The following is a 10,464-nucleotide window of genomic DNA, read 5'->3' on the forward strand; positions in this document are numbered from 1 at the left end:
GTGGCGGCACGCGCCCCGTGTGAATCGTTCGCACACGTCGGGGGCGCGTGCGCGCTCCCGGAGTGCGCTGATGCGCGGTCAACTGGTAGCAGCCCCGCGCAGGATGACGGCTCCTGGGCGGGACGGGCCGTCGGCCACACCATCCCGCCCTCGGCCGGCGGCCCAGGCGGCGGACAGAGGGTCACAGACCGCCGGCCACGGAGGCGGGCGCGGTCGGCCGGGCCTGGACGGCCACCGGCAGGCACGGGCGGCCACCGGCAGGCCGGCGGCGGCGTTCACACGGCGGCAACACCCGTTCCCAGCATGCGGACTATTACCATCATGACCTCGACAAACACGGCATTCACTGCCACTCTCCCGCCATGCATCTTGCCCCTCGCGCACTGCGCGGCGCCATCGCCGCCGTCATAGCTCTGCTCGCCACCGCCGTCGGCTGCGCTCCGCAGCCCGAGGAGAAGGCGGCCGCCACGCCGTCCGGTTCGGCCGGGACCGCCTGTGCCAAGGGCGAGTTGGACACCGAGACGCCCGGCAAGCTGACCGTCGCCACGGACGAACCCGCCTACGAACCGTGGTTCAAGGACGACAAGCCCGCCAACGGGAAGGGCTTCGAGTCGGCGGTGGCGTACGCGGTGGCCCGGCAGCTCGGCTACGACCGGGACGCCGTCGTCTGGCAGAGCCTTCCCTTCAACAAGGCATTCGCGCCTGGGGCGAAGACCTTCGACTTCGACATCAACCAGGTGTCGATCAGCGCCGAACGCAAGAAGGCCGTGGACTTCTCGTCGGGCTATTACGACGTGCGCCAGGCCGTCATCGCCCTCAAGGGCACGAAGGCCGCGAAGGCGACGGGCATCGCGGATCTGGCGGGTCTCAAGCTGGGCGCCCAGGTGGGCACCACCAGCCTGGACTACATCAACGACGTGGTGCGGCCCAAGCGGGAAGCGGCCGTGTACGCCAAGAACGACCAGGCGAAATCCGCTCTGAAGAACGGCCAGGTCGACGCCATCGTCGTCGACCTGCCGACCGCGTTCTACATCACGGCCGCCGAGATCACGAACGCCGAGATCGTCGGCCAGTTCGAGAACCAGGGCGGCACCCCAGAGCAGTTCGGGCTCGTCCTCGACAAGGGCAGCGCGCTCACCCCGTGTGTCACGCGGGCCGTCGACGCGCTGCGCAAGGACGGCACCCTCGCCCGGATCGAGACGCAGTGGCTGTCCGATGCCGTCGACGCCCCCGTGCTCAAGTGACGGTCACGAAGGGCGAGTCCGGCAGGGAGGGCGCGCACGACAAGGGTCACCTGTCGGACGACCGGGCCGGCGACGGCTATGTCCCGTCGCGGCGGCGGCTCGACCGCGAGCGCCACAAGCGCGCCCGGGCCCGGCGCGCGACGGCCGTGGCGGCGCTGTCGACGCTGGTGACGGCTGCCGTCCTGTACCTGGTCGTCGTCAAGGCACCGGGCTGGCCGCGCACCCGGGAGACGTTCTTCAACGGGCAGTACGCGCGCGAGGCGTTCCCCAAGATCCTCGAAGGGCTGTGGCTGAACGTCCGACTGCTGCTCGTCTGCGGGGCCGCCGTCCTGGTCCTCGGCATGCTGATCGCCGTCGCGCGCACGCTGCGCGGCCCGGTGTTCTTCCCGTTGCGGGTGCTGGCCGCCGCGTACACCGACTTCTTCCGCGGACTGCCGCTGATCATCAATCTGATGATCGTGGTGCTGGGTGTTCCGGCGCTGCGGCTGCAGGGTGTGACGGTCGATCCGGTGCTGCTGGGCGGCACGGCGCTGACCCTGACGTACTCGGCGTACGTGGCCGAGGTCTTCCGCGCCGGCATCGAGTCCGTGCATCCCTCGCAGCGTGCCGCGGCCCGCTCGCTCGGTCTGACCAACCGGCAGGCGCTGCGGCATGTGGTGCTGCCCCAGGCCGTGCGGCGCCAGGTGCCGCCTCTGCTCAACGACCTGGTGTCGCTTCAGAAGGACACCGGACTCGTGTCCATCGGCGGCGCCGTGGACGCCGTGCGGGCCGCGGACATCATCGTGGGCCGCAGTCTCAACTACACGCCGTACATCGTCGCGGGACTGGTCTTCGTCGCGCTGACCATCCCGATGACCCGCTTCACGGACTGGGTGACGGCCCGGATGGACCGGCAGCGGACCCAGGGAGGCACGATATGAGCACCACGCACACGGACGGCTCCCCTGTGCTGCGCATGGAGTCCGTCCGCAAGACCTTCGGCGGCACGGTCGTCCTGCGGAACGTGGATCTGGAGGTCGCCCCGCACACGGTGACGGCGCTGATCGGCGCCTCCGGCTCCGGCAAGTCGACGCTGCTGCGCTGCGCCAACCTCCTGGAGGAGATCGACGACGGCGCCATCTGGCTGGACGGCGAGGAGATCACCGACCCCAGGGTCGACCAGGACGCGGTACGGCGCCGTATCGGCGTGGTCTTCCAGGCGTACAACCTGTTTCCGCACATGACGGTGCTGGAGAACATCACGCTCGCCCCGCGCCGGGCGCACGGGGTGGCGCGCGCGGAGGCGGAGGAGCGCGCCATGGAGCTGCTGGAGCGGCTTGGTCTGGGTGACAGGGCGCGGGCGTACCCGGACCGGTTGAGCGGCGGCCAGCAGCAACGGGTGGCGATCGTACGGGCCCTGGCGGTGCGCCCGCGGCTGCTGCTGCTCGACGAGATCACCGCGGCCCTCGATCCCGAGCTGGTCGGCGAAGTACTCACCATGGTCCGCGGCCTGAAGGACGACGGCATGACCATGGTGCTGGCGACGCACGAGATGGGCTTCGCCCGGGACGTCGCCGACCAGGTCTGCTTCCTGGACGGCGGCGTCGTGCTGGAGCGGGGCACCGCCGAGCAGGTCTTCGAGGACCCGCGGCAGGAGCGCACCCGGCGCTTCCTGCGGCGGATCGTGGAGGCGGGCCGCCTGTGAGCCGCCCCCAAGGCGACGGCTCGAAGGCGGCAGCCGGCTTCAAGGCGTCGATCGGGTTTCAGACCTGTGCGTCCTAGACGTCGGTCTGTGCCGCGCCCACCAGAGCGGCGACCCGCTCCACGCCGAACACGTACCCCTGCACTCCGCACCCGGCGATGACGCCGTCGGCGCGCAGGGAGACGTACGAGTGGTGCCGGAACGACTCGCGCTTGTGGATGTTGGAGATGTGGACCTCCAGCACGGGCAGGCCGTCGCAGACGTTGAGCGCATCCAGAATCGCGACGGATGTGTGCGAGTAGGCACCCGGGTTGATGACGATCCCGCAGTGGTTGAGCCGTGCCTCGTGGATCCAGTCGACGAGTACGCCCTCGTGGTTGGACTGCCGGAAGTCCACCGTGCCGCCGTGCGCCTCCGCGGCCTTGGCACACAGGGCCTCGATGTCGGCGAGGGTGTCGGAGCCGTAGATTTCGGGCTGACGCTGGCCGAGCAGGTTCAGATTGGGCCCGTTGAGGATCATGATCGGGGCATTGGCCAGGGTGCGGGGCACGGTTCCTCCGGTCCGTTCGGGGTGGCGGTGTGTCGACGACCGCTTCTGGGACCCGGTTTACCACGGTGCGCCGACGGCGCGTGGTGCGGCGGCGGCCCGGCCGGGTGCCTGTGCGCCGTGGGCGTACGCCCCCTCCACGCCGGTCGTCTTCGACGTCGGCTTCGCTCGCGCCGGGCCCGTTCGCGATGCGCCCTGGAGGAACGATTCGCGGCGGCGGCCCGGCCCGGCGCATCACGGTCATCTACTGACGCAGGACTCACCTCCGCACACCCCCGTAACCGCCCGTCACTGTGGGTAGCTGTCGCGGCATGCACGATGTACGCACCGTAAGGTCACCGTCCATGCTGCGGATCGCAGCCGCCTCGCTCATCGGCAGCGCGATCGAGTTCTACGACTTCTTCGTCTACGGGACCGCGGCGGCCCTCGTCCTCGGTCCGCTGTTCTTCCCGACGTTCTCGCCACTGGCGGGGACGCTGGCCGCCTTCGCGACGTTCGGCGTGGGGTTCGTGGCCCGACCGCTGGGTTCCGTGCTGTTCGGGCACATGGGGGACCGACGGGGGCGGCGGCCGGTCCTCATCGCCTCGCTGCTGCTCACCGGCGTGTCGACGGTCGCGGTGGGGTGCCTGCCGACGTACTCGACGATCGGGGTGGGTGCGCCCCTGCTGTTGCTCGTCCTGCGCTTCCTGCAAGGCCTGGGGCTCGGCGGCGAGTGGGGCGGGGCGGTGCTGCTGACCGCGGAGCACGCACCTCCGGGACGGCGGGTGCTGTGGTCGAGCTTTCCGCAGGTGGGGCCGTCCCTGGGCTTCGCGCTCGCCAACGGCGTGATGCTGGTGCTGTCGGCGTCGCTTTCGGACCCGCAGTTCGCGCAGTGGGGCTGGCGGGTGCCCTTCTGGGTGGCCGGGGCGCTCGCCCTGACCGGGCTGTGGCTGCGCTCCTCGCTCACCGAAAGTCCCCGGTTCCTGGCCATCGAGGACCACGCGCGCGTGCCGCTCGTCGATGTCTTTCGGCACCACGGACGGCTGGTGCTGCTGACGGCCGGGGCGCTCGCGGTGGGGTACGCCGTGTTCTACGCCGTGACCACCTGGGCCCTCGCCTACGGGACGGAGCGGCTTGGGGTGAGCCGCTCCGTCATGCTGACCCTGTGTCATGGCAGCCGTGGTGGTGAAGGGGACGCTGACGCCCTTCATGGCCGTGCTCGGCGACCGCTTCGGGCGGCGGCCCATGTGTCTGACCGGGTGCACCGCCGCCGCCCTGTGGATGTTCCCCATGGTCGCGCTCCTGGCCACGGGGGAGCCGCTGCTCATGTTCCTCGCCTTCCTCGGTGCGCTGGTCGCGTTCATCACCATGTTCGCGGTGATCGCCGCGTATCTGCCGGAGCTGTACGAGGCCCGGCTGCGCTGCACGGGCGCCGCGGTGGGCTACAACCTCGGCGGGGTCCTCGGCGGCGCGCTCACGCCGATCGTCGCGACCACGCTCGCCGAGCACTCGGGGCGCGTCCCCTGGGGCGTGGGCGCCTATCTGACCGGGGTGGCGCTGCTCAGCCTCTGGTGCTTCGCCCTGCTGCCGGAGACCCGTCCGGTACCGGCGGTGGCGGCCGAGCCGGTCACGGGTTGATCGCCAGTTCCAAGTAGGCCGCGAACAGCACCAGGTGCACCCCGCCCTGCAACGGCGTGGCTCGGCCCGGCACCACGGTCAGGGAGCTGACCACCACGGTCAGGGCGAGCAGCAGCATGTGTGTGGAGCCGAGTCCGAGGACCAGCGGTCCGGAGAGCCAGACGGAGGCGAGGGCCACGGCGGGGATGGTCAGACCGATGCTGGCCATCGCCGAGCCCAGGGCGAGGTTCAGGCTGGTCTGCACCCGGTCGCGGCGGGCGGAACGGAGCGCGGCGATCGTCTCGGGCAGCAGCACCAGCAACGCGATGATCACGCCGACGACCGCATGGTGCAGGCCTGCGGCTTCCACCGCGGACTCGATGGTCGGCGACACCCCCTTGGCGAGGCCGACCACACCGATCAGGGCCAGGCCGAGCAGACCGAGGCTGATCCAGGCGGTGCGCGCGGAGGGCGCCGCCGCGTGGTCGTCCGCGGTGATCACCTCGCCCTGCCGGGTGATCGGCAGGAAGTAGTCGCGGTGCCGGACGGTCTGGGTGGCCACGAACAGCGCGTAGAGGATCAGTGAGGAGAGTGCCGCGAAGGTCAGTTGCACACCGGAGAACTCGGGGCCCGGTTTGCTGGTGGTGAAGGTCGGCAGCACCAGGCTGAGGGTCGCCAGGGTCGCGACGGTCGCGAGCGCGGCGCCGGTGCCCTCCGGGTTGAAGACGGCGGTGCCGTGGCGCAGGGACCCGACGAGGAGGCACACTCCCACCACGCCGTTGCAGGTGATCATCACCGCGGCGAAGACCGTGTCCCGGGCCAGCGTTGAACTCTTGTCGCCGCCGTCGACCATGAGGGTGACGATCAGGGCGACCTCGATGATGGTGACGGCGATGGCAAGGACGAGGGAGCCGAAGGGTTCGCCGACCCGGTGGGCGACGACCTCGGCGTGGTGCACGGCTGCCAGGACGGACCCGGCGAGGACCACGGTCACCAGCGCGACAAGGGCACCGGGCAGACTGCGGCCCCAGGTGAAGACGAGAAGGACGACCGCGAGCACCGGCACGAGGAGCGTCCACTGAGTGAGCGACCTGAACCGATGGGTCATGCGGCGATGGTGGCAGAGGCGTACAGGGTTCGCATTCCGGTCCTTTCGAAGACGAGGGGGGTCGAGCGCGGCTCGGATCCCCGTCGATTCGGGATGGTCGGGTGCATCGGTGTGAGCCCGCGTCCGTCCCGGAGGGGCGGAAACGCTCGGCACCCGGCGGAGCAGCGGGAGCGGTGGGCGGCCAGGCGCTGCTCACCGCTCCCGTGCTGACTGATATGGCCCGCGCCGTGTCGCGTGTTCGCGACGGTCAGGCGTCGACGCTGTCCTTGGGTCCTTCGCTGGGCGTCGGCGGCTGCGCCGCTTCGGCCGCCGCCTGCTTCCTGTTCGCCATCAGGCTGGTGATCGTCGTGACGATCAGGACGCCGCAGATCACGCCGAGCGAGACCGGGATGCTGATCTCCGGGACATGCACCCCGGACTCGTGCAAGGCGTGCAGCACCAGTTTGACACCGATGAAGCCGAGGATGACCGACAGGCCGTACGAGAGGTGGACCAGCTTCCTGAGCAGTCCGCCGATGAGGAAGTACAGCTGCCTGAGGCCCATCAGGGCGAAGGCGTTGGCGGTGAAGACGATGTACGGGTCCTGCGTCAGGCCGAAGATCGCGGGGATGGAGTCCAGCGCGAACAGCACGTCCGTCGTACCGATGGCGAGCATCACGACCAGCATCGGCGTCATGACGCGTTTGCCGTTCTGCTGGATCCACAGCTTGGTGCCGTGGTAGCGGTCGGCCACACCGAACCTGCGCTCGGCCGCCTTCAGCAGCTTGTTCTCCTCGTACTCCTCGTCTTGCTCCTCCGCCCTGGCCTCCTGGATCAGCTTCCAGGCGGTCCAGATCAGGAAGGCACCGAAGAGGTAGAAGACCCAGGAGAAGCTTGCGATGATCGCGGCACCCGCGGCGATGAAGACCGCGCGCAGGACCAGGGCTATGAGGACGCCGACGAGCAGCACCCGCTGCTGGTACTGCGAGGGCACCGCGAACTTCGCCATGATCAGGACGAAGACGAAGAGGTTGTCGACGCTCAGCGACTTCTCGGTGATGAAACCCGCGAAGAACTCGCCGGACGGCTGGCCGCCGCCGAAGACGAGCAGACCGAGGCCGAAGAGTCCGGCCAGGGCGATCCAGACGGCCGTCCAGATGCCGGCTTCCTTGATCGACACGTCGTGTGGTTTGCGGCCGATGAAGAAGTCGACCGAGATCAGGGCGGCGAGCCCCGCGATGGTCAGGACCCACAGGGTCACGGATACATCCACTGCGCCTCCGGTACGTGAACGGGCAAAGGGTCAGCGTCGTCGCTGCCGGAGGTCTCTTCCACCCGAGACGGGCCGACGCCCCGGGATCTGGCCTGATCCGTATTGACGGGTACGCCGCAGCAGACAGGGAGTACTCCCCTCCGTACGAAGGACAGTACCCCAATCACCAAGTAAAGGTAAAGTGATTGGCAAAAGAATGATCAAATAGCCTGGTCAGAGGCCCTTTCCTTGATCTTGGTGCGGGCGATGGCCACCTGAGTGAGCACGTGGTCGAGCACCTGGCTGCCGGGCGGGACGAGCGACGGCTCATACGTCCAGGCATGGCCGACCCAGGGGTCGGCGAGGTGATCGTCGGGCACCGGGGTGAGTCGCATGAGCGAACGCCACAACGGATCCAGCAAAGGGCCGTACGCGGCGGCGTCCTGCCGGTCCGCGACCATCAGCAGGTGGACACCGACCGAGGGGCCCTCGTCCGCGAGGTAGCGCAGGCCCGTGACGGCCCGGTCGTCGAAACCGTGCGGGAAGTCGTTGACGATCAGCAGCTGCCGGGCGGTGTCGAGGCCGGGTGGCAACGCATCGGCGGCGCCGCCGCGCAGCGCCATCTGCACCAGGTCGACGCGCTGGGTGAGCCCGCCCAGGACCTGCGTCACCCCCGCGGCGCCGGTCGCCGGCGGTGCGGCCAGCACGCCCGCCCGTACCAGCGGAGCGAGTTCCCGGGTCGCCGAACCGGCCGGATCGATCACATGGGCCGCGAAGTCGCCCGCCGGATGGGCGGCGAGCACCCGTGCCGCGACCGCCACTGCCATCTCCATCGCACGCTGCCGCAGCTCACCGGAGTCCAGGAACGAGACGTCCGCCGCCGCGGGACCGCTGTCGATCCACAGTCCCCGCTCAAGGGGCAGCCGCACCAGCAGCGGTATGCGCAGCGCCGGGCTCTCCGGCAGATGGAGGTCGCCCAGCCGCAGGGCTATCGGGGGCTCCGCGGGCACGCGGTACCCGTGCCAGACGGGGTTGTCCCAGCGGGCGTACGCCGGCGGAAACGCGGGCTCGACGACCCCGGCCTCGGCGGTGAGCTGGGCGAGGTCGCGGTCGAGGACCGCCGCGGCCTGGTCGACCAGTTGGGCGCGCTTGGCACGGGCCGCGTCCCGCGCGGCGTCACCGGCGGAGCCGAGCCTGCTGCGCGGGTCGGACAGGATCTGGTCCAGCTCCTTCTCCATGCGGGAGTCCGCGAAGTCGACGGCGCTGCGGTACGCGGCCGTCGTCCGGGCCAGGTCCTCGAACATCCCCCAGACCTGGTTGTAAAGCCGCTCCTCAAGGGACCAGCCGGCCGCGTCGCCCGCCACGGGTGGCGCGGGCGCGCCCGGCGGGGCGGGCGGCGCCTGCGGCGGAGGCGGCGGAGCCGTCGCGTGTCCGCGGTTCGGATGGGTGTAGTCGATCGGGCTGCCGGTGGCCGCGGCGGACTGTGTCGTGCCCGTCGCCGCACCCTCGTACCCGCGCTCCCCCGGCCCTGCCGATGTCTGCGCCGCGTACGGGCTGGACGCCTCGTACGGATGGGCGGGCCTCGCAGGCACCGGGTCGGCGGCGCCGGAAGCGGAACCCGGCTGGTCGGTGCCGGACGCGGGCGCCGCCGCCCTGCGGGTGCGATCGCCGTCCGCCGGGCGCGGCGGGGGCGCCGCGACCGACCGGGCCAGGCCCCGGGCCACTGCCTCCTGGATGCCGCCCGCGAGCTCGTCGGCCCGGGGCACCCCCAGGTCGGTGAAGAGCGCGGCGAGACCATCCGCGTAACCCTGCCCGACGGCGCGCACCTTCCAGGCGCCCTGTCTGCGGTACAGCTCCAGGGCCACGACGGCCGACTCGGCGTCCAGGCCGGTCAGGGTGTAACGGGCGATCTCCGTGCTGTCGAGGCCGGTGACCGCGGCGCGCGGGGCGGTGACCGCGCCGAAGCGGAGCGGACCGCCCGCCCCGGAGGGCAGGGCGAGCAGCACGTTGATCCGGTGCACGGCCTCGGGCATGGCCGCCAGGTCCACGGCCAGCCGATGGTCGGCGGCGGCCTGCCTGGACACCTCGATGCCGGGCAGCGTGGGCGCGCCCGGGTGGGCGACCCACGCGTCGTCGCGCGCCTTGCCGGTCTCGTCGCTGAGCGCGGCGCCCGCCACGACCGGCACGTCGGCCGTGATCCGGATTTCGAGCCGGGCCTGGGCGAGCGGGTGGTTCTGCCCGCGTACCAGTTCGGCCGTCATCGCCTTCCCCCTGTGTCGTGGTGTCGTGCGCCGCTCGTCGGTGTCGCCGGTCGTCCTACAGGTGCGGCAGGATCGCCGGCATCAGGTCCTGGAAGGTGCGGCCGTTGGCCGCGGTGCCGAGGGCGGTCATCGCCCAGCCGGCACCGGACCGGTGCACCTTGGCCATGACCTGGGCGGTGTAGGCGCCGCCGCCGGCCAGCGTGTAGCGGGCGAGTTCCTGACCGTTGGTCTCGTCGACCAGGCGGCAGAACGCGTTCTGCACCTCCTGGAAGGTCTGGCCCGTGAAGGAGTTCACCGTGAAGACGATCTGGTCGATGTGGACGGGCACCCGCTGGAGGTCCACGAGGATGGACTCGTCGTCGCCGCCCTGGCCCGCGCCGCCGACGAGATTGTCACCGGTGTGGCGCACGGAACCGTCGTCGCTCACCAGATGGCGGAAGAACACCACGTCGACGGGCTGCTTGTCGGCGAACAGCACCGCCGAGGCGTCCAGGTCGATCTCCCGCGTGCGGGAGCCGAACAGGCCCCGGCGCGGGGCCGCCTGCCAGCCGAGACCCATCCGGACCGCGGTCAGGGTGCCCCCGTCCTTCTTTTCCAGACTGATGGCCTGACCCTTGGTCATGTTGACGGTCACGGCTGCTTCCCCTCTCGGTGCTTCCCCTGTTGCCGCGGCGCCCGCGGTTGACCAGAACCCTACGCACCGGCACTGACATTGATGCTGATACTCAGGTTCCGGTAGTCGTGGCTCGGGCACTGACTGACGCCCTGCTGGGCTGTCCTCCGGCTGTTCTGTCCG

The 10,464-nt window shown here is 70.7% G+C and carries 8 protein-coding genes and 1 pseudogene; 4 read left to right on the forward strand and 5 right to left on the reverse strand.

The window, feature by feature from the left end; all coding sequences use genetic code 11:
• Positions 1-362: 362 nt before the first annotated feature.
• From ACIRFL_RS40565 to ACIRFL_RS40575, 3 genes are read left to right on the forward strand one after another with little or no spacing between them, the layout of a single operon-like run.
• Positions 363-1,244, forward strand: a complete 882-nt coding sequence (locus ACIRFL_RS40565; protein ID WP_404039744.1) for an ABC transporter substrate-binding protein — start codon at positions 363-365, stop codon at positions 1,242-1,244.
• Positions 1,241-2,164, forward strand: a complete 924-nt coding sequence (locus ACIRFL_RS40570; RefSeq protein ID WP_404039747.1) for an amino acid ABC transporter permease — start codon at positions 1,241-1,243, stop codon at positions 2,162-2,164. The genes ACIRFL_RS40565 and ACIRFL_RS40570 overlap by 4 nt, the downstream gene beginning before the upstream one ends.
• Positions 2,161-2,928: an amino acid ABC transporter ATP-binding protein gene (locus tag ACIRFL_RS40575; RefSeq protein WP_404039750.1), complete on the forward strand. Its 768-nt coding sequence runs from the start codon at positions 2,161-2,163 to the stop codon at positions 2,926-2,928. Before ACIRFL_RS40570 ends, ACIRFL_RS40575 begins: the two co-directional genes overlap by 4 nt.
• 73 nt (positions 2,929-3,001) lie before the next feature.
• Here ACIRFL_RS40575 and aroQ read toward each other — a convergent pair whose 3' ends face one another.
• A complete protein-coding gene (aroQ, locus tag ACIRFL_RS40580) occupies positions 3,002-3,475 on the reverse strand; it encodes a type II 3-dehydroquinate dehydratase (RefSeq protein WP_404039752.1) in 474 nt (157 codons plus the stop codon).
• Between the two features lie 341 nt (positions 3,476-3,816).
• Between aroQ and ACIRFL_RS40585 the strand changes: the two are divergent.
• Positions 3,817-5,089, forward strand: a pseudogene (locus ACIRFL_RS40585) (MFS transporter).
• On the opposite strand, the gene ACIRFL_RS40590 reads toward ACIRFL_RS40585, so the two are convergent.
• The 4 genes from ACIRFL_RS40590 to ACIRFL_RS40605 form a co-directional block, all read right to left on the reverse strand.
• Positions 5,079-6,176 (reverse strand): calcium:proton antiporter, encoded by a 1,098-nt coding sequence (locus ACIRFL_RS40590; RefSeq protein ID WP_404039755.1) that lies wholly within the window; start codon positions 6,174-6,176, stop codon positions 5,079-5,081. The pseudogene ACIRFL_RS40585 and the gene ACIRFL_RS40590 sit on opposite strands and share 11 nt — an antisense overlap.
• Before the next feature lie 247 nt (positions 6,177-6,423).
• A complete protein-coding gene (locus ACIRFL_RS40595; protein WP_404039758.1) occupies positions 6,424-7,428 on the reverse strand; it encodes a TerC family protein in 1,005 nt (334 codons plus the stop codon).
• A gap of 200 nt (positions 7,429-7,628) precedes the next feature.
• Positions 7,629-9,668, reverse strand: a complete 2,040-nt coding sequence (locus tag ACIRFL_RS40600; RefSeq protein ID WP_404039761.1) for a TerD family protein — start codon at positions 9,666-9,668, stop codon at positions 7,629-7,631.
• A gap of 55 nt (positions 9,669-9,723) precedes the next feature.
• Positions 9,724-10,302: a TerD family protein gene (locus ACIRFL_RS40605; RefSeq protein ID WP_404039764.1), complete on the reverse strand. Its 579-nt coding sequence runs from the start codon at positions 10,300-10,302 to the stop codon at positions 9,724-9,726.
• Positions 10,303-10,464 lie beyond the last annotated feature (162 nt).

Source organism: Streptomyces sp. NPDC102462, assembly GCF_044765425.1.
Lineage (GTDB): Bacteria > Actinomycetota > Actinomycetes > Streptomycetales > Streptomycetaceae > Streptomyces.

What these genes read in the sequence shown, in the direction of transcription:
- ACIRFL_RS40565 (WP_404039744.1), top strand. Translation starts at nt 363, where the DNA reads ATGCATCTTGCCCCTCGCGCACTGCGCGGCGCCATCGCCGCCGTCATA.
- ACIRFL_RS40575 (WP_404039750.1), top strand. Translation starts at nt 2,161, where the DNA reads ATGAGCACCACGCACACGGACGGCTCCCCTGTGCTGCGCATGGAGTCC.
- ACIRFL_RS40590 (WP_404039755.1), bottom strand. Translation starts at nt 6,176, where the DNA reads ATGACCCATCGGTTCAGGTCGCTCACTCAGTGGACGCTCCTCGTGCCG.
- ACIRFL_RS40600 (WP_404039761.1), bottom strand. Translation starts at nt 9,668, where the DNA reads ATGACGGCCGAACTGGTACGCGGGCAGAACCACCCGCTCGCCCAGGCC.